26 protein-coding genes are annotated in these 23316 nt (G+C 70.5%); 4 read left to right on the top strand and 22 right to left on the bottom strand.

Going from position 1 to position 23316, the window contains the following annotated elements; translation table 11 throughout:
* Positions 1-246: 246 nt before the first annotated feature.
* From ftsH to PSV23_RS16740, 14 genes are all read right to left on the bottom strand, one after another.
* Complete coding sequence (ftsH, locus tag PSV23_RS16805) at positions 247-2178, bottom strand: ATP-dependent zinc metalloprotease FtsH (protein ID WP_300471373.1); 1932 nt, start codon at positions 2176-2178, stop codon at positions 247-249.
* Positions 2179-2220: 42 nt separating this feature from the next.
* On the bottom strand, positions 2221-3486 hold the full coding sequence (tilS, locus tag PSV23_RS16800; protein ID WP_300471371.1) for a tRNA lysidine(34) synthetase TilS: 1266 nt from the start codon (positions 3484-3486) through the stop codon (positions 2221-2223).
* Between the two features lie 83 nt (positions 3487-3569).
* On the bottom strand, positions 3570-4460 hold the full coding sequence (locus PSV23_RS16795) for a tetratricopeptide repeat protein (protein WP_300471369.1): 891 nt from the start codon (positions 4458-4460) through the stop codon (positions 3570-3572).
* Positions 4461-4537: 77 nt separating this feature from the next.
* Positions 4538-5092: a peptidoglycan-associated lipoprotein Pal gene (gene pal, locus PSV23_RS16790; protein WP_300471378.1), complete on the bottom strand. Its 555-nt coding sequence runs from the start codon at positions 5090-5092 to the stop codon at positions 4538-4540.
* 123 nt (positions 5093-5215) lie between these two features.
* Entirely contained in the window at positions 5216-6580 is a 1365-nt protein-coding gene (gene tolB, locus PSV23_RS16785; RefSeq protein ID WP_300471364.1) for a Tol-Pal system beta propeller repeat protein TolB, read from the bottom strand.
* 106 nt (positions 6581-6686) lie between these two features.
* A complete protein-coding gene (locus tag PSV23_RS16780) occupies positions 6687-7469 on the bottom strand; it encodes a hypothetical protein (RefSeq protein ID WP_300471362.1) in 783 nt (260 codons plus the stop codon).
* Positions 7470-7473: 4 nt separating this feature from the next.
* A complete protein-coding gene (locus tag PSV23_RS16775) occupies positions 7474-7944 on the bottom strand; it encodes an ExbD/TolR family protein (RefSeq protein ID WP_300471359.1) in 471 nt (156 codons plus the stop codon).
* A 3-nt stretch (positions 7945-7947) separates the two neighbouring features.
* Complete coding sequence (gene tolQ / locus PSV23_RS16770) at positions 7948-8694, bottom strand: protein TolQ (RefSeq protein ID WP_300471356.1); 747 nt, start codon at positions 8692-8694, stop codon at positions 7948-7950.
* Between the two features lie 265 nt (positions 8695-8959).
* On the bottom strand, positions 8960-9412 hold the full coding sequence (gene ybgC / locus PSV23_RS16765) for a tol-pal system-associated acyl-CoA thioesterase (protein WP_300471354.1): 453 nt from the start codon (positions 9410-9412) through the stop codon (positions 8960-8962).
* Complete coding sequence (locus tag PSV23_RS16760; RefSeq protein WP_300471352.1) at positions 9409-9789, bottom strand: hypothetical protein; 381 nt, start codon at positions 9787-9789, stop codon at positions 9409-9411. The genes ybgC and PSV23_RS16760 overlap by 4 nt, the downstream gene beginning before the upstream one ends.
* Positions 9790-9997: 208 nt before the next feature.
* On the bottom strand, positions 9998-11032 hold the full coding sequence (gene ruvB / locus PSV23_RS16755; RefSeq protein ID WP_300471350.1) for a Holliday junction branch migration DNA helicase RuvB: 1035 nt from the start codon (positions 11030-11032) through the stop codon (positions 9998-10000).
* Positions 11033-11201: 169 nt separating this feature from the next.
* Complete coding sequence (gene ruvA / locus PSV23_RS16750; protein ID WP_300471347.1) at positions 11202-11819, bottom strand: Holliday junction branch migration protein RuvA; 618 nt, start codon at positions 11817-11819, stop codon at positions 11202-11204.
* On the bottom strand, positions 11816-12346 hold the full coding sequence (ruvC, locus tag PSV23_RS16745; RefSeq protein WP_300471344.1) for a crossover junction endodeoxyribonuclease RuvC: 531 nt from the start codon (positions 12344-12346) through the stop codon (positions 11816-11818). The genes ruvA and ruvC overlap by 4 nt, the downstream gene beginning before the upstream one ends.
* Positions 12347-12392: 46 nt before the next feature.
* Positions 12393-13079: an MgtC/SapB family protein gene (locus PSV23_RS16740; protein ID WP_300471340.1), complete on the bottom strand. Its 687-nt coding sequence runs from the start codon at positions 13077-13079 to the stop codon at positions 12393-12395.
* Between the two features lie 129 nt (positions 13080-13208).
* Here PSV23_RS16740 and PSV23_RS16735 point away from each other — a divergent pair, with 129 nt between their 5' ends.
* Complete coding sequence (locus PSV23_RS16735) at positions 13209-14885, top strand: M20/M25/M40 family metallo-hydrolase (protein ID WP_300471338.1); 1677 nt, start codon at positions 13209-13211, stop codon at positions 14883-14885.
* Between the two features lie 9 nt (positions 14886-14894).
* Here the strand turns inward: PSV23_RS16735 and PSV23_RS16730 are convergent, their stop codons facing one another.
* Both PSV23_RS16730 and PSV23_RS16725 read right to left on the bottom strand, forming a co-directional pair.
* Positions 14895-15413, bottom strand: a complete 519-nt coding sequence (locus PSV23_RS16730; protein ID WP_300471335.1) for a hemerythrin domain-containing protein — start codon at positions 15411-15413, stop codon at positions 14895-14897.
* A gap of 65 nt (positions 15414-15478) precedes the next feature.
* Positions 15479-16252 (bottom strand): YebC/PmpR family DNA-binding transcriptional regulator, encoded by a 774-nt coding sequence (locus PSV23_RS16725; RefSeq protein WP_300471333.1) that lies wholly within the window; start codon positions 16250-16252, stop codon positions 15479-15481.
* Positions 16253-16421: 169 nt separating this feature from the next.
* Between PSV23_RS16725 and PSV23_RS16720 the strand changes: the two genes are divergently transcribed.
* Positions 16422-16622 carry a hypothetical protein gene (locus PSV23_RS16720; protein WP_300471330.1) on the top strand — a complete coding sequence of 67 codons (201 nt, stop codon included), beginning with the start codon at positions 16422-16424 and terminating at the stop codon, positions 16620-16622.
* A gap of 44 nt (positions 16623-16666) precedes the next feature.
* Here PSV23_RS16720 and PSV23_RS16715 read toward each other — a convergent pair whose 3' ends face one another.
* Positions 16667-17104, bottom strand: a complete 438-nt coding sequence (locus PSV23_RS16715; RefSeq protein ID WP_300471328.1) for a thioesterase family protein — start codon at positions 17102-17104, stop codon at positions 16667-16669.
* A 138-nt stretch (positions 17105-17242) separates the two neighbouring features.
* Between PSV23_RS16715 and PSV23_RS16710 the strand changes: the two genes are divergently transcribed.
* Positions 17243-18367: a zinc-dependent alcohol dehydrogenase family protein gene (locus tag PSV23_RS16710; RefSeq protein ID WP_300471326.1), complete on the top strand. Its 1125-nt coding sequence runs from the start codon at positions 17243-17245 to the stop codon at positions 18365-18367.
* Here the strand turns inward: PSV23_RS16710 and PSV23_RS16705 are convergent.
* Positions 18364-19116: an SseB family protein gene (locus PSV23_RS16705; RefSeq protein ID WP_300471323.1), complete on the bottom strand. Its 753-nt coding sequence runs from the start codon at positions 19114-19116 to the stop codon at positions 18364-18366. The two genes, PSV23_RS16710 and PSV23_RS16705, sit on opposite strands and share 4 nt — an antisense overlap.
* A 124-nt stretch (positions 19117-19240) precedes the next feature.
* Positions 19241-19792, bottom strand: coding sequence for an OmpA family protein (locus PSV23_RS16700; RefSeq protein ID WP_300471321.1), 552 nt, complete (start codon positions 19790-19792; stop codon positions 19241-19243).
* A 237-nt stretch (positions 19793-20029) separates the two neighbouring features.
* Here PSV23_RS16700 and PSV23_RS16695 point away from each other — a divergent pair, with 237 nt between their 5' ends.
* Complete coding sequence (locus PSV23_RS16695; protein WP_300471318.1) at positions 20030-20920, top strand: hypothetical protein; 891 nt, start codon at positions 20030-20032, stop codon at positions 20918-20920.
* Positions 20921-20924: 4 nt separating this feature from the next.
* Here the strand turns inward: PSV23_RS16695 and PSV23_RS16690 are convergent, their stop codons facing one another.
* The 3 genes from PSV23_RS16690 to PSV23_RS16680 all read right to left on the bottom strand — a co-directional run bounded on the left by PSV23_RS16690 (position 20925) and on the right by PSV23_RS16680 (position 23293).
* Positions 20925-21701, bottom strand: a complete 777-nt coding sequence (locus PSV23_RS16690; RefSeq protein ID WP_300471314.1) for an NYN domain-containing protein — start codon at positions 21699-21701, stop codon at positions 20925-20927.
* A 63-nt stretch (positions 21702-21764) separates the two neighbouring features.
* The gene (locus PSV23_RS16685) at positions 21765-22331 is read right to left on the bottom strand and encodes a fasciclin domain-containing protein (protein ID WP_300471312.1); all 567 of its coding nucleotides are present in this window, start codon (positions 22329-22331) and stop codon (positions 21765-21767) included.
* A 26-nt stretch (positions 22332-22357) separates the two neighbouring features.
* On the bottom strand, positions 22358-23293 hold the full coding sequence (locus tag PSV23_RS16680; RefSeq protein ID WP_300471309.1) for a hypothetical protein: 936 nt from the start codon (positions 23291-23293) through the stop codon (positions 22358-22360).
* Positions 23294-23316 lie beyond the last annotated feature (23 nt).

The following is a 23316-nucleotide window of genomic DNA, read 5'->3' as shown; positions in this document are numbered from 1 at the left end:
CCTTCGCGGGGATGCACGGATGAGGGAGGGTCCACGCGTCGGGGATGCACGGACGAGAGGGTGGCCCGGCCCAGGCGGGAATGCACGGACGTGAGACAGGCCGGCTTCTCGTCGCGACAGCACGGATGAGGGAGGGTCCACGCCTTCGGGGATGCACGGACGAGAGGGTGGCCCGGCCCAAGCGGGGATGCGCGGACATGAGACAGGCCGGCTCCTCGTCGCAACGACGAGGAGCCGGATACCGTCCTAGTGGACCGTCTGGACCTCGACCGAGGTTCCGTCCGACACCGGCGTGATCGGCACCGAGACCGAGGGGCCGGCGTTGGGGAAGTTGCTCTCGTCGCGGTTGGGAGCGAGGCCCTTTTCCAGCAGGTCCTTGATCTCCTGACCCGACAGGGTCTCGTATTCGAGCAGGGCCTGGGCCAGGGTTTCGAGATCGGCGGCCTTGTCGGTCAGGATCTGACGGGCCTCGTCCCAGCCGGCGCCGACGATGCGCTTGACCTCGGAATCGATGATCCGGGCCGTCTCTTCCGAGACGTTCTGGCTGCGCGCGACCGAGTGGCCGAGGAAGACCTCCTGCTCGTTCTCGCCATAGGCGACGGTGCCGAGGATGTCGGAGAAGCCCCACTGGGTGACCATGCGGCGGGCCAGTTTCGAGGCCTGCTGGATGTCGGAGCTGGCGCCCGAGGTGATGTTCTCCTTGCCGAAGATCAGCTCCTCGGCCACGCGGCCGCCGGCCATGATGGCGATGCGGTCGACCATCTGCTGGTATTTCATGGAGTAGCGGTCGCCTTCCGGCAGCTGCATCACCATGCCGAGGGCCTGGCCGCGCGGAACGATGGTCGCCTTGTGCACCGGGTCGGCCATCTTGACGTTCATGGCGACGATGGCGTGGCCGCCCTCGTGATAGGCGGTCAGACGGCGTTCTTCCTCGTTCATGGCCATGGATTTGCGCTCGGCGCCCATCATGACCTTGTCCTTGGCGTCCTCGAAGTCGCGCTGGGTGACCATGCGACGGTCCTTGCGGGCCGCCATCAGGGCCGCCTCATTGACCAGATTGGCCAGGTCGGCGCCCGAGAAGCCGGGGGTGCCGCGGGCGATGGTCTTGACCACCACGTCGGAGGCCAGGGGCACATCCTTCATGTGGACGCGCAGGATCTTTTCGCGGCCGTTCACATCGGGGTTCGGCACCACGACCTGACGGTCGAAGCGGCCGGGACGCAGCAGGGCCGGGTCCAGCACGTCGGGACGGTTGGTGGCGGCGATCAGGATGATGCCCTCATTGGCCTCGAAGCCGTCCATCTCGACCAGCAGCTGGTTCAGCGTCTGTTCGCGCTCGTCATTGCCGCCGCCCAGTCCGGCGCCGCGGTGACGGCCGACGGCGTCGATCTCGTCGATGAAGATGATGCAGGGGGCGTTCTTCTTGGCCTGTTCGAACATGTCGCGCACGCGGCTGGCGCCGACGCCGACGAACATCTCGACGAAGTCCGAGCCGGAGATGGAGAAGAAGGGCACGCCGGCCTCGCCCGCGACGGCGCGGGCCAGCAGGGTCTTGCCGGTGCCGGGAGGGCCGACCAGCAGGGCGCCCTTGGGAATCTTGCCGCCCAGTTTCTGGAACTTGCCCGGGTCCTTGAGGAAGTCGACGACTTCCTGCAGCTCTTCCTTGGCCTCGTCCACGCCCGCGACGTCGTCGAAGGTCTTGCGGCCCTTGTGCTCGGTCAGCAGCTTGGCCTTGGACTTGCCGAAGCCCATGGCCCCGCGCGCCCCGCCCTGCATCTGGCGCATGATCAGCACCCACAGGCCGATGATCAGCACGAAGGGCAGCAGGCCGATCAGGGCGCTGACCCAGATCGACTGGCGCGTACTCTTGGCGTCCACCTCGGCGCCGGCCGCCGCGAGGCTGTCCAGCAGGGGGCCGTTGGGGGTGGGGGTGGTGACGGTGACGACGCGATCGCCCTTCAGCGTGGCCTTCAGCGTTTCGCCGCGCGATTCGACGCGCACGACGTCGCCGGCGTCCCGCGCCTTGAGCAGGTCGGAATAGGTCATGGTCAGCGGCCGCTCGGCGGCGGCCTTGGTCCCCGCGGGCGCGGCGATGCCGCCGGGGCGGCTGACGGCCACATAGAAGGCCATGGCGCCCAGGATGATGACGCCCCAGATGGCCAGATTGCGCAGGTTCATGCTCGTCTCGTTCCTCGGGCGCGCGGCGCCCCGTCACTGATGTCAGGTCGAAAATAGGGGGTTCCGGAGCGTTTCGCCATGGAAGACGGCGCCCAGATCCCTTTCGTGCGTCATTCGGTCCAGCGTGAGCGCCAGTCTCTGTTCGACCAGCGACCGCGCCCTCGCCGCCGTCCGTGCAAGAACCGGGGCGCCGCCGGCGTTCCGGATCAGGACAGGTTCGCCGCCTCGCGCGGCGGGCGGAAGCGCCTTGAGGCCGGCCCGGTCGGGGTCGGACAGGGCGGCCATGCGGCCGGCGGCAGGGACGACGGACCAGCCGGGTTCGGCGGTCGCGATCGCCCAGCGACCGTCCCAGACGGCTTCGACTCCGGGGGCGAGCGGCAAGGGCGGCGGGGGCCGGCGGGTCAGCTCGCCGGGCTCCCGGGTGATGAGGGCCCGGTCGCCGGAGGCCTCGATCCGGGCGCCGCAGAGGGTGGCGGTGAAGGTTTCGCCGGAGCGGAGGCGGGTCAGGAGTTTGGCCAGCCGGTCGCCGCGCGGGGGGCGGTCGCCGCCGCCGGCGCAGACGAGGGCGGCGGCGAGAAGTTGGGCGTCCGAATTCCGATCAAGAACGAATGTCCCCTCTCCCGGTGGGAGAGGGCTTGAGCGCACGGCGGCGTCCGCCGTCGTTCTTGCGCGAAAGGGTGAGGGCTCGACTGTCGGAGGGCGGCTTCGCCGCTCCGCCCATCCGCCTCTCATCCGGCGCTGCGCGCCACCTTCTCCCACAGGGAGAAGGGACATTCGCGCGCGGCTCCTCGCATATTTCGGATCCTCATTGGCCGGATCATCGATCCAGGTCGCCCACCTCGCCGCCAGCCAGTCGCGCACCTCGGCCCGGCCCGCATCCAGCATGGGCCTCAACAGCATCAGGCCTCGCCCCTCGGGCCAGGCAGGCGACGGGGCCCAGTCGCGCAGCCGGCCGAGCGTCGAGCCTTCGGCCCGCATCAGATCGCCCTCGGCGATATCGTCGGCGGTGTGGGCGAACAGGACGACCCGGGCCCCCGCCTCGCGCGCCGCGTCCGCGATCAGGCCGTGGCGGGCGCGGCGGGCGGCGGCGGGAAGACCGACCGAGGGCTTGGCGCCCGTCCATGTCAGGCCGCGCCAGTCCGCACCCAGGTCGCGGGCGGCCTCTTCCGCGAAGGCGGTCCAGTCGGCGCTGTCGGGGTTCAGGCCATGATCGACGGTCAGGGCCAGAAGCCGCCGTCCGTTCCCGCGCGCCCAGTCGGCGGCGACCTGCAGCAGGGCGATGGAGTCGCCTCCGCCTGACAGGGCCATGGCGACCGGATGATCGGCGTTGCGCTCCAGCCGGGCGGACAGGCGGTCCCTGACCGGCGCGGTCCAGTCCTCGGGCGTCGAGGTCAGCCCGGCCGCCGGGCCGGCGTCGCCGCGGGGGCGGCGCAGCCGATGCGGGTGCGGGTCTCGGCCGCGCGGGTGCGCACCGCCGGGGTCGCGGCCTCGGCGTAGCGGCGGGCGAACTCGGTCAGGGCGGTGCAGGCCTGGGTCTTGCGGTCGGTGGCGTTGAGCGCATTGGCCAGTTCCAGCGTCGTCGCCGGGGCCCAGGGCGCGGCGGGCCAACCGCGCAGGGCGCCGGCGTAGGCCGAGACGGCTCCGGCGTGGTCGCCGGCCGAGACGCGCAGATCGCCCAGACGGCTGGACGCCTCCTGCGCCTGGGGCGTGTCAGGCCAGGCGGCGATGACGGTCTGGAGGGCGCGGTCGCCCCGCGCCGGATCCGTGGCCGCCAGGCGGGCGGCGGCGGTCAGGTCGCGGGCGGCGTCGCCGGTCGGCGAGGTCGTCGGAATGGGGGCGTTCAGCTCGGCGTCGCGGGCGGCGGCCTGTTCCATGGCCCGGATGCGACCCTCGGCGTCGCGGACGCGGGTGCTGAGGGCGGCGTTGTCGCGGGTGGCCTCGTCCAGCTGGAAGGTCAGGCGCTCGAGATCACCGTTCACGCGCTGGACCGTCGATTCCATATCGGCCAGGCGGCGGTCCATCAGGCCGACGCGGCCCTGAAGCGCCACCACCTCGACGTCGGGCTCGATGATGACGGGCTGGCCGGCGGCGTTGCGCTGGGTCACGGCGCGTTCCAGCCGGCGGACGTTGCGGTCCAGCTGGTCCAGCCGGCGCTTGTCCCACTGGATCGGCTCAAGCGGCGCGGTCTGGGCGACGACCGTGGTCGTCCCGGCGATCAGGATCACGCCCAGGACCGAGACCAGGGCGTTACGGGAATGGAGGGCGGCGGGCAGCTTCAGCATGGTCGTTGTCGTCCCACCCCTTTGGGGCCGGTTCAAGGTCTCCGCCCCGCCGCGAACGCGACGGGGCGAAGGATCGTTCAGCGCGTCGCGCCGGAAACGATGGCCGTGTGGGCGTTGCGGTTGCGGGCGAAGGCTTCCTCGGTCGAGCCCGCCGCGATCGGGCGCTCCTTGCCATAGCTGATGGTGTCGATGCGGCCGGCGGAAATGCCGCGCTCGACCAGATAGCTGCGGACCGATTCGGCGCGGCGGGCGCCGAGGGCCAGGTTGTATTCGCGGGTGCCGCGTTCGTCGGCGTTGCCCTCGATGCGGATCGTCACATTGGGGTAGCGCTGCAGCCAGGCGACCTGGGCGTCCATGCGCGGATAGACTTCCGAGCGCAGCTGATAGCTGTCGAGGTCGAAATAGACCCGGTCGCCGACGTTGACGACGAAGTCCTGCTCGGACCCCGGCGCGGGCGCGCCGACGGCGCCGCCGGTGATCGGGGCGGCGCTGTTGTCATTGTACTGGTCGTTGCCGGCGGGCGGCACGGTCTCGCCGGCGCCGGTGTCGACGGGCTTGCGCGGCGTGCAGGCGGCGATGGCGGTCACGGCCAGGCCGATGGCGGCCAGACGGACCAGGGTCGAGGGCTTCATCATCGGGTCGTCTCCTTCAGGGGAGGCCTGGGCCTCAGCTTGGCTTTAAAGGGTTGGTACTGACACGCCACCGGTTTCGCCAGTCGCGATAACGCGGGTTTGAGCCACAAGGCTCCGTCGGGATCAGGTCGGGCAGCCGTCGGGACCGCCGCCGCCGAGGTTGGACGGCTGTTCGTCCAGCAGCGGCGACCATGCCGGGTCCGAGCCGCGGCCGTTGTAGCCGGCCTGGGACACCACCCGGCCGGACAGGTCGACGGTCCACAGCCGGGTGTCGCCGCCGGGGCTCTGGCGCGCGAACATGATGTAGCGGCCGTTGGGGGCCCAGGACGGACCCTCCTCGAAATAGCTGGACGAGAGGATGCGCTCGCCCGAGCCGTCGGGCTTCATGACGCCGGTCGAGAAGCGGCCGCCGCCCTGTTTGGTGAAGGCGATCAGATCGCCGCGCGGGCTCCAGTTCGGGGCCGTGTACAGGCCGCCGCCGCGGGCGATGGCGCGCTGGCCCGAGCCGTCGGCGCGCATGACGTACAGGCGGGCGCTGCCGGACCGGTCCGAGGTGAAGACGATCTGGCTGTTGTCCGGGCTGAAGGACGGCGAGGTGTCGATGCCGGGGTCGCTGGTCAGGCGTCTCACCTGCCGGCTGGACAGGTCCATCACATAGACGTCGGTATTGCCGCCGCGGATGATCGAGAAGGCCATCTTCGAGCCGTCGTTCGAGAAGCGCGGGGCCAGCACCTGGCCGTCGAACTCGCCCAGGCTTTCGCGCCGGCCGGTTGACAGATTGTACAGATAGATGCGGCTGTAGTCCTTGCCCAGCGCCACATAGGTGATCTCGTTGGGGTCGCTCAGCGAGAAGCGCGGCGACATGATGATCTCGTCGCCCTGGGTCAGATAGACGGGGTTGAACCCGTCCTGGTCCGAGATGGCGAGGCGCGACAGGCGGTTCAGCTGGGTGCCGCTTTCCGAGACGAAGACCACGCGGCTGTCGAACAGGCCGGTCTCGCCGGTCATGCGCTGATAGATCAGGTCGGCGATCTTGTGGCCGATACGGCGCCACTGCTCGGGCGTGGCGGTGAACTGGTACGAGGCCAGCTGGCACTGGCGATAGGGATCGTACAGGCGGAAGCCGAAGTCGTTGCGGCCGTCGGGGCGGGGCGTCACCGCGCCGTACAGCACCGCCTGGGCGCCGATCGAGGTCCACTGCGGAAAGTTGGGCGCATTGGCCAGGGTCAGGCCGGTCTCGACGAAGCTGGCCGGGTCCATCGGCTCGAAATAGCCCGAGCGGCCCAGGTCGGCGCGGATGACGCCGCCCAGGTCGGCGCCGTTCTGGCCGTCGAAATTGACCACGGCGATCTGCAGCGGCCGCAGCACGCCCTGATCGATCTCGACCTCGACCGGATCGGTGGACTGCGGAGGCGGGGTCTGGGCCGTGACCGAGGTCGCCGCCATCGCCACGAGGGCGACGCTCGCCAGAAGTCGGTTCAGTCGCATCAGGGGCTCCCGCGGTTCAGACGTACGCCGGTCCTTATCGCCAGACCGTGCGCAGAAGGCCAGCATGGCCGTGAATGGGGCGACTTTCAGGCCCGGTCACGCTTCTTCAGCGATTGGCGCAGGCGCGTTCGGTCACGAAGGTCGGGCGGAAGGGGCCGCCCGGGAATCCTTCGGGCACGTCGAAGGGCGCCGTCTGACGGATCGCGCGCACCGCGCCGTCGGCCGCCGCGCGCCATACAGGGTCCGAACGGGCGCCGATCAGCGTCGGCCCGGCGGTGATGCGGCCGCGCGCATCCAGAGTGACGTCCATCTGGATACGCAGGTCGCGAGCCCCGGGGATATCGCAGGGCAGTATCCAGTTCGGATAGACCTGGTTGAAGATGGCGGTGATCTGCGGGCCGGTCGCCCGGGGCGCGGAGCCCTGACCCTGTTGGCCCGTCGCCGGACGCGTGCCGGGTCGGGTCGCGGGACGCGGCGGCCCCGCCAGGGAGTCGAGGTCGAGCGTCTCCTCCCGGCGCGGGGTCGGCCGTGGGGGCGTGGGGCGGGGCGGCTGGGCGCGCGGAGGCGTCGGACGCGGCGGCGTGGCCTTCTTCACCGGGGTCGGCGTGGGAAGCGGCGGCGGGACGGGTTTCGGCTCGGGCGGCGCGGGAACGGGCTCGGGCGGCGAAGCCACCGGCGCGGTCGCGGCGTCCTCGGTGACCAGTTCCTCGCTCGGATTGTCGGCGGCGGCGGCCTCGATCACCACGTCAGATACGATCGAGACAGGGACCGCGTTGACGACCGGACGCAGCTCGGCCTTGGGCGCGATCAGGCCGGCCGCGATGACCGCGACGATCGCGCCGCCGTGGACCAGAAGGGAACCGATCAGGGCCGGGCCGGGCCGTTCCAAGGCGTCAGCCCTCCCCGCCTGATCCGGAAGATTGGGCCGAGGTGTCGGTGATCAGGTTCATCTTGGTGAAGCCGGCGCCCGAGAGCCGGGCCATGACGCGGGCCACGGCCTGATACGGCGCCCGACCGTCGGCGCGGACGAAGACCGGCTTTTCGCGCGCGCCCTCGCCGCCTTCCCGGGCCACCGCGAGGATCAGACGGTCCCACGGCACCTCGCTGTCGGCGACGAAGATGGCGCCGTCGCGGTCGATGGAGACCACCACCGGTTCCTGATTGGTCTCGACGGCGCTGGCCTCGGTCCTGGGCAGTTCGACCTCGACGCCGGTCGTCAGCAGGGGCGCCGAGATCATGAAGATGATCAGCAGCACCAGCATGACGTCGACCAGCGGCGTCACATTGATCTCGCTCAGGGGCCGCTTGCGCGGCCGTCTGCGGCCCCGGACGTGTCCGCCCCCGCCGCCGCCCGCCAACGCCATGGCTCAGAGCTCCCGACGGCTGTAGTCGCCCGAAGGCGGGGTCGCCGGGGGCGCGCTCGAACCGCCCAGGCGGCGCGCCACGGCGGCCTGCAGGTCGTCGGCGAAGCTTTCCAGCCGGCCGGTGAACTTGCCCGCGTCGATCGAGAATTTGTTGTAGGCGATATAGGCCGGGATGGCGGCGGCCAGACCCAGGGCCGTGGCGAACAGGGCCTCGGAGATGGCCGGAGCCACGGTCGCCAGATTGGTGTTGCCCGACGAGGCGATGGCCCCGAAGGCGTTCATGATGCCCCAGACCGTGCCGAACAGGCCGATGAACGGCGAGGACGTCGCCACCACCGACAGCACGCCCAGGCCGTTCTCGACCCGCTGGCCCTCGCGCGCGATCAGGCTGTCCAGCGCGCGGTCGATCCGCGACATCACCAGATTGGCCTGGTTTTCGGTCAGCGGACCGCGCGTGCGGGCCTCGCGCCAGTCGGCCAGGGCGATGACCAGCATGCGCGGCAGGGGATGCGCCGGATCCGGCCCCGCCTGGGCGGCGACCTCTTCCAGCGACCGGCCCGAACCGACCGCCTTTTCGAAATTGTCGGCCTGGCTGTTCAGCCCGGAGAACCGGACCGCCTTGTCGATGATCACGGCCCAGGACCACAGCGAGGCGACGGCCAGTCCGACCATGATCGCCTGCACGACGATATCGGCCGTCAGGAACAGGGTCACCGGGTTGATCATCGAGGCTTCGGCGGCGGTGGTCATCGAAGGGCGTCCTTCCGTCTGTCCGTCCCTGTGCACCGGACGGGCGTGGCGGTTGTGTGGCGGGTTCCAGCGGGTCTAGCGAGGTGTGGCGGCGGCGTCACCTGCTCTCTCCTCCCCGTTGCGCAGCAAGGGGGAGGTGGCGCGGCGCGGATACGCGTCGTGACGGAGGGGGCGACGCCGGCGAGCGATGGGAATCGCAAATCCCTGAACACCGAGTCGCCCCCTCCGTCTCGTCGGCTGTCGCCTCCGAGCCACCTCCCCATCGTCAGGCGATGGGGAGGAGAAGCCAGGGCCCGACCTTTTCGACCAGGGCCCGTGTCGGACGGCGGGGACGTCCGTCCATATGGATGCAGGCGACCTCGACATCGGCCCGGCACAGCAGGTCATCGCCGCGGGTGATCGTCTGCGAGATCAGCAGCCGCGGGCCCTTCACCGCGTCATAGTGGGTCCGCACGACGAGGGCGTCGTCGATGCGAGCCGGCTTGAGGAAGGTCAGTCCCAGCTTCGTGACCACGAAGGCCATGGGCTGGTCGCCGTCCAGCAGATCCGTATGGCCGATGCCCATCAGTCGCAGGCAGTCGGAGCGGCCGCGCTCGAAATAGCGGACGTAGTTGGCGTGGTAGACCAGACCGGTGAAGTCGGTATCCTCGTAATAAACCCGGATGGGCAGGCGGTGTTCGCGGCCCTCGAAGCGGCCGGCGGTGGGCTGGTCGCTCATGGGGCGGCGCTTCCGGGCGGGGCCTTGGGCAGGTTCGGGCAGTCGGCCCGCAGCATGGCCTGGAACTCGGTCGCCAGGGGGTCGTCGCTCATCATGATCCGGTTGGGCCGCGAAATGAAGCTCCAGGCCCCGCTCTCGCCGCGCCGCCCGACATAGCCGCAGACGACCCGGCCGCGGCCCTCGTCCAGCAGGCGGATTTCCGCGGTGCGGCCCAGCTGTTCGCGGGCCTGGCGCAGCACCCGACGGGCGGGCGGCTCCTCGACGAAGCCGGGGCGCGAGGCGCGAGCGGTGTTCCAGACGATCACCGCGCCCAGCAGCAGCACCGCGGCGCCCAGCACCGCGATCAGCCGGTCGGTTCGGATCGCCCTTCGCGCCATGCCGTCTCCTTCGGGCGGAGCATGCCGGGGTTCGGCGATTGCGGGAAGAGGCCCTCTCCTGTCCCGTGCATCCCGGCGAAAGCCGGGACCCGGTTCTTTCGCGAGGCAGTCTGCATGGGATAGGCGTCAGCGCGTCGCCGGTCGGACCGGGTCGCCCAAAGCACTGGGTCCCGGCTTTCGCCGGGATGAGCGGACATAGATGAGCGGTTTACTTGCCCCCGAACAGCCCGCCCTGCTCCGGCCCCCTCGGCGGCTCGGTCAGGCCCAGATGCGCATAGGCCCTGGCGCAGGCCATCCGGCCGCGCGGGGTGCGCTGGATGAAGCCCTGCTGCAGCAGATAGGGTTCGATCACGTCCTCGACGGCGTCGCGGGCCTCGGCGATGGCGGCGGCGAGCGTGTCCATGCCGACGGGCCCGCCGCCGTAATTCTCGATCAGGGCCTTGAGGAAGCGGCGGTCGTTGGCGTCGAGCCCGGCCTCGTCGACCTCGAGCCGCGCCAGCGCCCGCGCGGCGGCCAGCCGGTCGATCATCGGCGACCCTTCGGCCTCGGCGAAGTCCCGCACCCGGCGCAGCAGCCGTCCGGCCACGCGCGGCGTGCCGCGCGAGCGCGAGGCGATCTCGCGGGCGCCCTCGTCATCGACGGCGACGCCCATCTTGCGCGCCGCCCCGGTGATCACCCGCACCAGTTCCTCGGGCGTGTAGAATTCGAGCCGCAGCGGAATGCCGAAGCGGTCGCGCAGCGGCGTGGCCAGCAGGCCCGCCCGGGTCGTGGCGCCGACCAGGGTGAAGGGCGCCAGATCGATCCGCACCGAGCGGGCCGAGGGGCCCTCGCCGATGATCAGGTCCAGCACATGGTCTTCCATGGCCGGGTACAGGATCTCCTCGACCGTCGGGGCGAGGCGGTGGATCTCGTCGATGAACAGCACGTCGCGCGGTTCGAGATTGGTCAGGATGGCGGCCAGATCGCCGGCCTTGGCGAGGATCGGCCCCGAGGTGGCGCGGAAGCCGACGCCCAGTTCGCGCGCCACGATCTGCGCCAGGGTGGTCTTGCCCAGTCCGGGCGGGCCGAACAGCAGGACGTGGTCCAGCGCCTCGCCCCGGCCGCGGGCGGCGTCGATGAAGACCTTCAGATTGCCCTTGGCCTGCGCCTGACCGACGAACTCGGACAGGGTCTGGGGCCGCAGGGCGCGGTCGTGGATCTCGCCGGGGACGGGGGCGCCGGAGATGATGCGGTCGTCGGTCATGGCGCCACACTCCCCCCTCTGCCGTCATCCTCGAGCTTGACCCGAGGATCAGAGGCGAGGCCGGGCTGTGCGGCGGAGACGGCCCGACGCGCGGGACCGCAATCCCTCCAGCGAGCCCCGGATGGTCTGATCCTCGGGTCAAGCCCGAGGATGACGGGGAAAGAGGGGCTCATCGCCCCAGCTCCTGCAGGGCGGCGCGGATGACGGCGGACAGTTCGGCGTCCTCGCCCAGACGGATCAGGGCCTGATCGACGGCGCGGCGGGCGTTGATCTCGGCGACCCCCAGACCCAGCAGGGCGGACACCGCCTCGCCCGTGACGCTGGGGACCGGGGCCGGGGCCTCGACATGCACCCCCGGCGCGCCGGGGGTGAACGACACGTCGCCCAGCGACTTGCCCTTCAGCTCGGTGACGATGCGCAGGGCCAGCTTGGGGCCGACGCCATTGGCTCGCGCCACGGCCGCCTTGTCCTCGCGCGCCACCGCCGCCGCCAGATCCCCCGGCGGCAGGACATCGAGCACCGACAGCGCCGCCTTGGGTCCCACGCCCTGGATATCGGTGAGGGTGCGGAAGGCGCGGCGATCGTCGCGGGTCAGGAAGCCGTACAGCCGGGGGCCGCTCTCGGCGTTCCAGGTCGATTCGATCTGCAGGGTCGCCTCATCGCCCGGCGCGGGGAGCCGCTGCAGCGTCCGCGCCCCGCAGACCACGACATAGCCCACGCCGGCGCAGTCGATCAGGCAGTGATCCTGCTCGACCTCGGCCAGCAGGCCCCTCAGACGGCCGATCACGCCGCGCCCCGCAATGCGGTCAGCAGGGTCCGCTTGCGCATCTGCGCATGGGTGATGGCGACGGCCAGGGCGTCGGCGGCGTCGGCCTTCACGTCGCCGGCCGAGGGCAGCAACCGTTTGACCATGAAGGCGATCTGGCTCTTGTCGGCATGGCCGGCGCCGACCACCGCCTTCTTGATCAGATTGGGCGAATATTCCGCCACCGGCAGGCCGCAACGCGCGGGGGCCAGCATGACCGCCGCCCGGGCGTGGCCCAGTTTCAGCGTCGAGGACGGGTTCATGTTGACGAACACCTCCTCGATCGCCGCTTCATCGCAGCTGTGGGCGGCGCAGACCTCGCCCACGGCCTCCAGCAGATGCAGCAGCCGCTCGCTGAACGGCGCGGCCTCCGGAGGGCTGATCACCCCGTGCGCGACCCAGCGCAGACGCGACCCCTCGGCCACGACCACGCCCCAGCCGGTGCGGCGGAGGCCGGGGTCGAGGCCGAGGATGCGAGTCGTCCCGTCTGGAATCAAGGTGTTCGTCATTCGTTCCATTCATGCCTCAAACGAGGTTGACGAACAATGACCGCCGTCACTCCTCGCGGGGCAGGATGGAAAAGCCCGCCAGGCCGTCCTCGGCGCCGAGCTGGGCCACCAGGCGGTCGATGTCGATCGGGACGTGCCCCTTGACCTTGAGATGGTGCTCGTGGATCGCGCCGTCGTGGCTCATCACATGGCCGAGACGGACCACCTTCACCCCGTTGCCGCGCAGCAGGTCGCGCACCGCGAGGCCGCTGGGCGCCTGGCCCCGCTTCCAGCGCAGGACGACGTCCATCACCCCCACATGGGGCAGTTTGGCGTCGAGCAGTCGCAGCACGGCAAGCACCCCGAGGGTCGCGCCCGAACCGATCAGCGCCAGCTCCATCATCCCCACGCCGTACAGGACCCCGATCGCCGAGGTGACCCACAGCGACGCCGCCGTGGTCAGGCCGTGGACCGAGAACCCCTCGCGGAAGATGACCCCGGCGCAGAGGAAGCCGATGCCGGTCAGCAGGCCGTGCGACATCCGTGTCGGATCGATCACCACCGTCTGTCCGGGCAGGGCCGTGAAGGCCCAGGTCGACTGGTGCATCGCCGCCAGCATCAGCAGGCAGGAGGTCAGACACACCAGGATGTGCGTCCGGAAACCCGCCGGGTGGCCATGATAGGTGCGCTCGATGCCGATCAGCCCCCCGGCCGTCATGGCTGCCGCGACCGGCCAGACCAGATCCAGGTCCATGTGTGTAATTCGCTCCGATGACTGACGAATCTTCAACCTAGTCCCGGGCGCGACGGGGGATCAAGTGGAGGGCTCTCCCCTCAACCCGCTTTCCGCGCTAGCGTCATTCCGGGATCGGGAGAATACAGCATGTCGACTTCAGGCGGCGCGGTCGTGGTGGCCCTTGCCCGACGGGCGGAACGAACCATCGTCCAGACACTGCGCGAGCACGGCGCCATGGCCGCGGATCGGGCCGTACCCCTGTCTGTCGGCCGGCCCGGCGGGGCATCCGCCCTGCGCCGGCTGGTGCGGACCGGGTCCGTGCGCGAGAGCGGCGACCGCTACTGGCTGGACGAGCGCGCTCATGAGGCGGTGCGCGACGGCCGGCGCCTGCGCGCGGTCCTCGCCCTGATCGTGGTCGCGGCCATCGTCATCGCGCTGTTCGCCCTGGGGGCCACGCGCGCCCGGGCCCAGACGCCTGGCGTCCGCCCCGATCAGGCCGCCTTCCGCGACCTGTACGAAGAGCTGGTCGAAACCAACACCACCCTGTCCGAAGGCAGTTGCACCCTCGCCTCCGAGCGCATGGCCGCGCGCCTGCTCGCCGCCGGCTATCCCGCCGCCGACGTGCGGGTCCTGACGCCGACGGACCGGCCGAAGGACGGAAATCTGGCGGCGGTTCTGCGCGGCTCGGATCCGGCCGCCGCGCCCCTGCTGCTGCTGGCCCATATCGACGTGGTGGAAGCGAACCGGGTGGACTGGACCCGCGATCCCTTCACCCTGGTGGAGGAGGACGGTTATTTCTACGCCCGCGGAGCCACCGACGACAAAGCCCAGGCCTCGGTCTGGGTGGACACGCTGGTGCGGCTGAAGACCGCCGGCTTCCGGCCGCGCCGCGACATCAAGATCGCCCTGACCTGCGGCGAGGAAACCGCCGACACCTGGAACGGCGTCGAATGGCTGCTGCGCGAACACCCCGACGCGCTTCAGGCCGGGTTCGCCCTGAACGAGGGGGCGGGCGGCCAGCTGGACGCCGAAGGAAACCGCATCGCCCTGAACGTCCAGGCCGGCGAGAAACTCTATCAGGACTTTCAGCTGGAGCTCACCAACCCCGGCGGCCACAGCGCCCGGCCGCGCAAGGACAACGCCATCGCCGCCATGTCGCGGTCACTGGCGGCGCTCGGCGATCATGACTTCGCCCTGGAGCTGAACCCGGTCACCCGCGCCTATTTCGCGGCCGTGGCGGACACCTCGCCACAATTCGCCGAGGACCTTCGCGCCCTGACGGCGAGCGATGCGCCCGACGCCGCGGCGGCGGCGCGCCTGTCCGCCGCCAATCCGATCTGGAACGCGACGATGCGGACGACCTGCATCCCCACGCTGATCAACGGCGGCCATGCGCCCAACGCCCAGCCCCAGCGCGTCACGGCCAACGTCAACTGCCGCATCCTGCCCGGCCACACGATCGAGGAAACCCAGGCCGGGATCGCCCGGGTTCTGGATAATCCGGCCATCGCCATCACCACCGTCGGCGCGCCCGATCCGAGCTCGCCGCCGCCGACGCTGAGCCCGGCCATCCTCGACCCGATCCGTCAGATCGCGGGCCGGATGTGGCCCGGCGTGCCGGTCGTGCCGACCATGGCCGTGGGGGCCACGGACGGCCGGTTCACCAACAAGGCCGGCATCCCGACCTATGGCGTGACCGGCATGTTCGGAGATCCTGACGGCGGTGGCGCGCATGGCCTGAACGAACGCATCCGCGTCCGCTCGCTCTATGAAGGCCGCGACTTCCTGTTCGACCTGGTCAAGGCCTATGCGATGCAGCGCTGAGGCGTCGCCTCAGCCGTGCTGTTCGACATAGGCTTCGGGGTCCTTGTTGACCGGCTTCACCCCGGTGATGTGATCGGCCTCGAAGGCGGCGAATTTCACCGCCAGGTCGTGCCGGGTCTGCAGCGGGGCGTGGCGGCGGAAGTCGGTCAGACCCTGCCGCTCCTCCTCGCCCATGTGCCTTGAGTTGACGACGTTGGCCCTGCCGACCGCCTCGATCCAGGCTCCGGTTCCGACGGGATATTTCTCCACCGCCCTGACCGCGTCGCGCAGCTTGTTGTGGTCCTCGATGGCGTCTTCGGTTTCGGGACCGGCGTCATTCCCCTCGGCGTCATTGGCCGATTTCCCGACCTTCATCAGTTCGGGATAGAAGAACCGTTCCTCGGCCTCGGCGTGGACGTCGAGGAAGGCGGACAGACGGGTCCAGACCTTGGTCAGGGCGTCGACATCCTTCGGATCGATCTGCTCGAGGATGGCGAACAGGCGACGCTGCTCGGCGTGGTCGTCGAGGATCAGCTGGGTGATGTCCATGAGGGGTCCGTGGGCAAGCGTTGCGGTTCGCCTGCCCTAACCCGCCCGCCCCCTGGCCGTTCCGTTCAGCCCGCGTACTTCGCCATGTCCTCGTCCGAGATGTCCTCGTTCGAATAGACGTTCTGCACGTCGTCCTCGGCGTCCAGCGCGTCGAGCAGCTTCATCAGCGTGCCGACCGCCTCGCCGTTGACCGGAACCTCGGTCTGCGGACGCCAGACCAGGGCCGTGGATTTGGCGTCGCCGAGGATTTTCGACAGGGCCTCGGCCACTTCGTTCAGGTCCTCGAACGTCGTCCAGATGGTGTGACCCGGCGCGTCCTCGTAGATGTCGGGCTTGACCAGATCGCTCTCGACGTCCTGGGCGCCGGCCTCGATGGCGGCCTCCATGACGGCGTCCTCGGTCCCGGCCTCGGCCGGATAGGTGATGCGGCCGACGCGATCCCACATGAAGGCGACCGAGTTCATCTCGCCCAGCTGGCCGCCGTTCTTGGTGAAGCACGAGCGGATGTTGGAGTTGGCGCGGTTGCGGTTGTCGGTCAGGGCCTCGACGATGATGCCGACCCCGCCCGGGCCGCGGCCCTCGTAGCGGACCTCTTCCATCGTATCGACGTCGCCGCCCGCGGCCTTGTTGATGGCCCGCTGGATCACGTCGCGCGGCAGGCTTTCGGCCTTGGCGTTGTTGACCGCCAGGCGCAGGCGCGGGTTCATGGCGATGTCGGGCATGCCCAGCTTGGCGGCCACGGTGATGTCGCGCGACAGTTTGGAGAACAGCTTGGAACGCACCGCGTCGGCGCGTCCCTTGCGGTGCATGATGTTCTTGTATTTCGAATGGCCGGCCATGAAGCTCTCTTAACGTGGGCGCTATCGCTCGCGACGCGGTCGCTCGCTGCCTGGGCGCGACGGCGTACGGGTGAGCCGCGCGTCTAGCCGATGGCGGGCGCGCTGTCACGACGCAGGAACCGCCGGCGTCCGCGCACATTCCTGTTGCATCGCAACCGGAGCCGTTTCCATGACCGCCGAAGACGTCATCTACGACGCTGACCTGTACACCGACGGCGACCTCGACGAGGCCGACATCGTGGAATGGTACGAGACCCGTCCCGTCAGCGTCTCCACCGCCGTGGCCACCGGCTCGATCATCGCCGCCTTCACCCTCGGCGCCCTGACCGCCGTCGGCGCCCTGGCCCTGATGGGCCGGCTGGACGACTGAAGCGACGTATCTCCCTCCCCCACAAGGGGGAGGGAGAAGTCGCATCACGCCTTCAGGCTCTCCAGGAAGCCCCGCATCTTGTCATCCACCGGCACCGGCCGCTTGGTTTCGCGGTCGACATAGACGTGGACGAAATGGCCCACGGCGGCGGCGTCGTCCTCGTTGTTGCGGAACAGGCCGATCTCGTAGCGGACCGAGCTGGTCCCCACATGGGCGACCCGCACCCCGGCCTGGATTTCATCCGGGAAGGCGGTCGGCGCGAAATAGCGGCAACCCGTTTCGACGACCAGGCCGATGGTCGTGCCGTGATGGATGTCCAGCACGCCGTTGACGACCAGCAGCCGGTTCACCGCCGTGTCGAACCACGAATAATAGACGACATTGTTCACGTGGCCGTAGACGTCGTTGTCCATCCATCGCGTTGAGATGGCCTGGAACCGGCGATAGTCGCCGCGCTTCGTGCGTTCGATGGTGCCGGTCATGAAGTCCCTCTTTGGTGCGCTATCGCTCGGCGCGCGGCGCCTCGCTGCTTGAGCGCAATGTTTCCCCGGCGCGTCTGTGCGCGCCTGACCTCAGCCTTGGGCTTGGCGGACGCCGCGTCAAGCGCCTAGCGTGCCGCCATGCAGACCACCGCCGCCGTTCTCCGCACCATGGGCGCCCCCCGTCCCTATGCGGACAGCCGTCCCCTCTCGATCGAGACCGTCACCCTGGACGCGCCCGGCCACGGCGAGGTGCTGGTGGCCGTCAAGGCCGCCGGCCTGTGCCATTCGGACCTCAGCGTCATCAACGGCGACCGGCCCCGCCCCCTGCCCATGGCCCTGGGTCACGAGGCCGCGGGCGTGGTCGAGGCGCTGGGCGACGGCGTCACCGATCTGGCCGTCGGCGACCATGTCGTCATGGTCTTCATGCCCTCGTGCGGGCACTGCAACCCGTGCGCCGAGGGCCGCCCCGCCCTGTGCGAGCCGGGCGCCGCCGCCAACGGCAAGGGCGAGCTGCTGACCGGCGGACGCCGCATCCATGACGCGGCGGGCGACCTGAACCACCATCTCGGCTGTTCGGCTTTCGCCGGTCACGCCGTCGTCTCGCGCCGCTCGCTGGTGAAGGTCGACGTCGACCTGCCGTTCGAACACGCCGCCCTGTTCGGCTGCGCCGTCCTGACGGGCGTGGGGGCGGTGGTGAACACCGCCGGGGTCCGGGCGGGCCAGAGCGTGGCCGTGATCGGCCTGGGCGGGGTCGGGCTGTCGTCGGTGCTGGGCGCGCTGGCGGCCGGGGCGTCGCCGGTCGTCGCGGTCGACCTGTCCGAAGACAAGCTGGCGCTGGCCCGCACCCTGGGTCCGGTGCGGACGGTCAACGCCGGCGACGCCGACGCCGTGGAACAGGTCCGCGCCCTGACCGGCGGCGGCGCGGATTTCGTGTTCGAGATGGCCGGTTCGGTCCGCGCCCTGGACGCCGCCTGGCGCATGACCCGGCGGGGCGGGACAACCGTCACCGCGGGCCTGCCGCCGCCCGAGGCGGCGCTGGCCGTCAATGTCGTCTCGCTGGTCGCCGAGGAACGGACCCTGAAGGGCAGCTATATCGGGACCTGCGTCCCAAGCCGCGACATCCCCCGCTATGTCGCCCTGTTCAGACAGGGCCGCCTGCCTGTCGACCGTTTGCTGACAGGGGTGATCGCCCTGTCAGACATAAACGCCGCCTTCGACCGGCTGGCCGACGGTCGGGCGGTGCGGACGGTGGTGCGCTTCTAGATCACCTTGACGCCGACGCCCGGCTTGCCGCCGGGTTTGCTGACCGAGACGTCGAGGGTTTCCGGTCCGAATTTGAGGCCGCGCACGCCGCGCACAGCCAGCGCCTTCAACTCGTCCGCCGGGCGGTCCGAGCGGATGTCCATGAACCAGCCGATCTGGCCGAGATCGGGCCAGACGGCGCGGGCCACCCAGACGGCCTCGACCATCGGCGCCGGGAAGGTGTCCCTGATCGCCTGCGTCAGCATGACCGGCTCATTCTCCGGTTCGACTTCATGCAGTTCGACGCGGCCCGAGACCGGGCGCAGCGGCCGTACAGGCTCATGCTCCAGCACGGCCTTGATCTGATCAGGGTTCAGCAACAGCCCCTTGCCGCCTTCGGGGTTCAGCAGCACCACCGCGTCCTTGAGGATATCCAGCAGGGCCCGGCCCTGCATGGCCAGAATGCGGGCGTCCTCGCCGAACATCTTCGTGGCCCGGCGCGGATCGGTGAACAGGGTCACGGTGTTGCGGCCATCGTTCAGCACCACGCCGCGCAGAATCAGCTGTTCGCCCGCCCGCAGCACCTTGGCGCCGTCGTCGCCGGGCGTGCCGCCCGGACCTTCGGGCTCGGGCACGGCGTACAGGTCGGCCTCGAGCATCAGCCGTTCGAACAGGCCCATCCGGGACGCATCGGCCAGCCCCTCGTACAGGGCCTCCTCGAGCGGGTTCATCGGATTGTCGGTGAAGACGAGGGGTTGGGCGTCGGTCATGGTCAACTCGGGATCGAAGGGGCCGACACAAGAGGGGAGCGCAGGCGCGCCGTCAATCGCCTGAATCCGTCGCCCGAACAGACGGCCGGCCCCGAAGGCCCGGCCGCCCGCTTGCGGGGTCGTCCTAGCTGAGGACGACGATCGCGACGCGCCGGTTCTGGGCCCGGCCTTCCGGCGTCTCGTTCGGCGCCACCGGCGATTCCTCGCCATAGGAGATGGTCGCCATCCGGTTCAGGGCGATGCCCTGACGGCTCAGCGAGCGGCGGACGGCCTCGGCCCGGGCCTCGCCCAGCTGATCATTGTATTCGGCGTCGCCGCTGGCGTCCGTATAACCCTGGATCTCCAGATAGACGTTGCGGTTCTCGCCCTTCAGACGCTGGGCCAGTTCGGCCAGGCGCTGTTCGGCCTCGGGCGAGAGGGCGTGGCGGTCGGTGGGGAATTTCACCGAGTCGTCCGACAGCACGACCTCGTAGAGGAATTTGCCTTCCGCCAGCTTGTGGGCCGCGGTGGCCCGTTCCAGCGCCTGTCCGGCCGTGCCTTCGACCTGGGTCACCCGGGTGTCGACCACGGCCAGGTTCTCACGCACGAATTTGTGGCTGGCGCAGCCGCTGGCGGCGAGGCCGAGGGCGAGAACCACGCCGGTCATGGCCGCCGTCCTGAGTTTCGATCGGGTCAAGTGTCGTCTCCTGATTGGCGGGGCGCCGCTCCCGCATAGGTGCGCGGACGTGAACCTGCCGTAACCCGGAGGGCGGAGTGATGACCCGCATGGGGCCAAAACGCGTCACCTTGACCATTAGCTGAGCCGTATCGGAGCGGGCGCGGCAGACGCCTTTCCGCCGCCACCTTGTTGACGCGGGCGGATGGTCTTCAGATCGGCGCGGGCGCCAGCGGGCTCGCCGGTCGGGATGTTGACGTGCGGCCAGACCCTGAGACGCAAGCCGGAACATCACCCGGCGCCACCGCATCGGCCCCGCGCCGTCCCGCCCCGTCCGGCCGCCGGATGCGGGCATGGGCGCCCGCCGTCGCCCTGAGTCTGTCGGCGCACCTGACGCTGTTTCTGGTCCTCGCCTCCTCTTCCCCGCCGCCGATCACAATTCCTGCGCCCGCGCCCGAGCCGAGGGCCGTGGCGGTCACCCTGACCCGACCACCGCCGCCTCCGCCGCCGCCCACTGCCCCTGTCATCGCCGAGCTGCCGCCCGGTCCGGTCACGGCCGAGCCCGCCGCCGCCCCCTCGCCCGCGCCGCCGCGCCCGGTACCGGCCCGCGCCGCGCCGCGTCCGCGACCGGTCCGCGCGCCGCTGCCGCCCGACGTCCCGACCCTGCCCGCCAACCCGACCCCTGTCGTCGCCCCCATGGCCGTGATCGGCGAGGCCCAGCTGGCCGGCGCCCTCAAGGCCGGGACCGGTCAGGGCGGCGGTTCGGGATCGGGCGGAGGTGGAGGTAGAGGCGCCGGCGCCGGCGCGGCGGGCGGGTCCTGCGACATGGTTCGCCGGCTGCAGGACGCGCTGCGGGCCGACCCCGAGGTGCGCGCGGCCATGGCCCAGGCCCATCGCGCCATGCCCGCCTCGGGCCGCGCCATCCTCGTCTGGGACGGCGACTGGATCCAGGATCCCGGCCAGGCGGGCAAGGGCCTGGCCGGTGTCCGGCAGGCCATCGCCCTTGAGGTCGCCTTCTCCCCCCGGGAATGCCGGAGCCAGCCGATGCGCGGCCTCGCCGTCATCGCCTTCGCCGAGGGACCGGGCGCGCCGCGGCTGGCGCTGGGCGGCGGCGACTGGCGCTGGTCCGACCTGCTGGGCGCGCGCTGACCCGTCAGGCCTTGTCGCGGATCCGCATGGCCCCGCCGGCGGCGCCGGTCTGCACCTCGAACCGCCCCGTCCCCCGGATCAGGTCGGACAGCTTGGCGTAGCCGTAGGTGCGCTGGTCGAAGTCGGGATAGGCGTTGCGCAGCCGGTCGCCCAGGCCGCTGACCGTGACCCAGCCCTCGCCGTCCTCGTCCATGTCGGCGATGACCGCGGCGATCAGCCGGGCGGCCTCGACCGGCTTGCGCTTGCCGGGCGCCGGAGCGGGAGGGGCGCCCGCGCCGGGGCCCGTCCCGGCCGTCCGCCGTCCGGATGCGGCGGGCGCCGCGTCCGCGCCCGCGGGCGCGCTGAGGTTCTCGGTGTAGATGAAGCGGGTGCAGGCCTGACGGAAGCTTTCGGGCGTCTTCTGCTCGCCGAAGCCGAAGACGTCGACGCCCTCTTCCCGGATGCGCGACGCCAGCCGGGTGAAGTCGGCGTCCGACGAGACCAGGCAGAAGCCGTCGAACCGGCCCGAGTGCAGCAGGTCCATGGCGTCGATGACCAGGGCGATGTCGCCCGAATTCTTGCCCTTGGTGTTGGCGAAATTCTGCTGCGGCTGGATGGCGTAGCGGGCCAGCACCCGGGTCCAGCCGGCGATCTGGGCGCTGGCGAAATCGCCATAGATGCGCCGGGCCGAGGCCTCACCCAGGGTGGCGATCTCGGTGAACAGCGCCTCGGCGATCCGCGCCGAGGCGTTCTCGGCGTCGATCAGCACGGCGAGGCGGGGAGCCTTTCCTTCAGCGCGCATGGCGGGGTCCTTGGCGGCGGGCGGAGCCGAAGCTGTCGGCCCCGCCCGGCGTCAGGTCAATGCTCAGCTCGCCGCGGGCGCGGCGGGTTTGACCAGCAGGGCGTCGACCGGCTGGACCACCCCGTTCGAAGCCACGGCCTCGTCGCCGGTCAGCCGGGCGCGGGCGCCGTTGTCTCCGGTCACGATCACGGCCTCGCCCTCCTTCGAGAAGGTCAGCAGGCTGTTGGCCATGGTGCGCATCTGGGCCGTGCCGGATCCGCCGCGGTCGATCGCGGCGATGATGTCGGCGCGGGTCAGCGATCCCGGCACGATATGGGCCCGCAGCATGGCCGCCCCCTGGGCCTTCATCGCCTCGTCGCCCAGATCCCCGGCCGAGGCCGTGAACGCCGCGTCGGAGGGGGCGAACACCGTATAGGGGCCCTTGCCCGCCAGCACGTCGCCCAGCGCGGCATTCTCCAGCACCCGTTCCAGCGTGCCGAACGCCCGGTCGCCCTTCAGCATCTCCGTGATGGTCCGGTTCGAGGGCGCGGACGCGTCCGCCGCCTCTCCTGTCTTGTCGGCGCCCTCGCCGCAGGCGGCCAGGGCCATCACGCAAAGGGGCGCCAGCGCCCAGCGCATTGTCAGTCTCATGGTCATGCTCTCTGTCGCGTCCGGGATCAGGTCAACAGCTGGATGACCGCCGTCACCAGCTGGGTCTTGGGATCGGCCTGATACACATAGCCGTCGTTGTAGCGGTACATCGCATTGGCGTTGTCGGCGTACTGGCCGCGGTAGGCGGACGGCACGTTGTAGACATCATAACCGGCGGGCATGGGCTGGCCGACGCTGAGGTTCTGACCCGTCAGCAAGGCCGCGACCTGGCTGATCATCTGCGTCTGCGGATTGACGCCGTACAGGGCGCCGTCGGCATAGCGGTAGTCCTGGTTCGCGGGCAGGCCGAAATAGCTGGAATAATAGTCGGGGGCCGGCTGGTACGCATACTGCGAGGGCCAGGCGGCGCCGGGCGCCAGCGCCCCGCCCAGGACGGGCAAATAGCCCAGCAGCGAGCCCTGCTGGTTCATGCGGTACAGATAGCCGTCCTCATAGCGGTAGCGGGACTGGTCCCCCTCACGGCGCCACAGCGACTCATAGCGGTCGAAGCCGGCGGCGCGGGCGATCTGGCGCGCCTGTCCCGGGGGCAGGCAGCCGTTGTCCTTTTTCGCCAGTCCAGGCGGGCAGCCGGCGATCAGACCGCGGTCGTCGTCGCGATTGAAATAGACCACGGGGCGGCCGTCACGGGTCTGGAAGACCTGCCGCGCGGCCTCGCGGCGCACCTCGCGGCGGTCGTCGGAGGCGTCATCGCCGCCGCGTTCACTGCTGCGGCCGCGCACCGCCTCGACGATCCGGACCTCGGGCCGATCGGCGCGGCGGTCATCGTCCCGGCCGTTGCCGTTGCCCCGGCCATTGCCGTTGCCGCGATCATCGTCGCCGCCGCGATTGCCGCGCTCCTGTCTGTCGCCGCCGCCCTTTCCATTGCCGGGATCGGCCAGAACGGCGGTCGGGGCGGCGAGGGCGAGGACGAGGGCGGTGGTGATCGGGATAAGCTTGTACATGACACACTCTTTCGGTTCCCCGG

The sequence above is a fragment of the Brevundimonas sp. genome, from assembly GCF_029946145.1.
Lineage (GTDB): Bacteria > Pseudomonadota > Alphaproteobacteria > Caulobacterales > Caulobacteraceae > Brevundimonas.
Note: the sequence above shows the minus strand (reverse complement) of the source record. Positions and strands in the feature narration are given on the sequence as shown.

Bases quoted from the DNA above. Each gene is read 5' to 3' on its own strand.
- PSV23_RS16705 (WP_300471323.1), bottom strand. From the start codon at position 19,116: ATGACCGACGCCCAACCCCTCGTCTTCACCGACAATCCGATGAACCCG.
- PSV23_RS16715 (WP_300471328.1), bottom strand. From the start codon at position 17,104: ATGACCGGCACCATCGAACGCACGAAGCGCGGCGACTATCGCCGGTTC.
- tolB (WP_300471364.1), bottom strand. From the start codon at position 6,580: ATGCGACTGAACCGACTTCTGGCGAGCGTCGCCCTCGTGGCGATGGCG.
- PSV23_RS16680 (WP_300471309.1), bottom strand. From the start codon at position 23,293: ATGTACAAGCTTATCCCGATCACCACCGCCCTCGTCCTCGCCCTCGCC.
- ftsH (WP_300471373.1), bottom strand. From the start codon at position 2,178: ATGAACCTGCGCAATCTGGCCATCTGGGGCGTCATCATCCTGGGCGCC.
- PSV23_RS16710 (WP_300471326.1), top strand. From the start codon at position 17,243: ATGCAGACCACCGCCGCCGTTCTCCGCACCATGGGCGCCCCCCGTCCC.
- PSV23_RS16685 (WP_300471312.1), bottom strand. From the start codon at position 22,331: ATGAGACTGACAATGCGCTGGGCGCTGGCGCCCCTTTGCGTGATGGCC.
- PSV23_RS16740 (WP_300471340.1), bottom strand. From the start codon at position 13,079: ATGGACCTGGATCTGGTCTGGCCGGTCGCGGCAGCCATGACGGCCGGG.
- PSV23_RS16775 (WP_300471359.1), bottom strand. From the start codon at position 7,944: ATGGCGTTGGCGGGCGGCGGCGGGGGCGGACACGTCCGGGGCCGCAGA.
- PSV23_RS16730 (WP_300471335.1), bottom strand. From the start codon at position 15,413: ATGGACATCACCCAGCTGATCCTCGACGACCACGCCGAGCAGCGTCGC.
- ruvC (WP_300471344.1), bottom strand. From the start codon at position 12,346: ATGACGAACACCTTGATTCCAGACGGGACGACTCGCATCCTCGGCCTC.
- PSV23_RS16725 (WP_300471333.1), bottom strand. From the start codon at position 16,252: ATGGCCGGCCATTCGAAATACAAGAACATCATGCACCGCAAGGGACGC.
- PSV23_RS16690 (WP_300471314.1), bottom strand. From the start codon at position 21,701: ATGCGCGCTGAAGGAAAGGCTCCCCGCCTCGCCGTGCTGATCGACGCC.
- PSV23_RS16760 (WP_300471352.1), bottom strand. From the start codon at position 9,789: ATGGCGCGAAGGGCGATCCGAACCGACCGGCTGATCGCGGTGCTGGGC.
- PSV23_RS16720 (WP_300471330.1), top strand. From the start codon at position 16,422: ATGACCGCCGAAGACGTCATCTACGACGCTGACCTGTACACCGACGGC.
- PSV23_RS16735 (WP_300471338.1), top strand. From the start codon at position 13,209: ATGTCGACTTCAGGCGGCGCGGTCGTGGTGGCCCTTGCCCGACGGGCG.
- ybgC (WP_300471354.1), bottom strand. From the start codon at position 9,412: ATGAGCGACCAGCCCACCGCCGGCCGCTTCGAGGGCCGCGAACACCGC.
- ruvB (WP_300471350.1), bottom strand. From the start codon at position 11,032: ATGACCGACGACCGCATCATCTCCGGCGCCCCCGTCCCCGGCGAGATC.
- pal (WP_300471378.1), bottom strand. From the start codon at position 5,092: ATGAAGCCCTCGACCCTGGTCCGTCTGGCCGCCATCGGCCTGGCCGTG.
- tolQ (WP_300471356.1), bottom strand. From the start codon at position 8,694: ATGACCACCGCCGCCGAAGCCTCGATGATCAACCCGGTGACCCTGTTC.
- PSV23_RS16795 (WP_300471369.1), bottom strand. From the start codon at position 4,460: ATGCTGAAGCTGCCCGCCGCCCTCCATTCCCGTAACGCCCTGGTCTCG.
- tilS (WP_300471371.1), bottom strand. From the start codon at position 3,486: ATGGCCCTGTCAGGCGGAGGCGACTCCATCGCCCTGCTGCAGGTCGCC.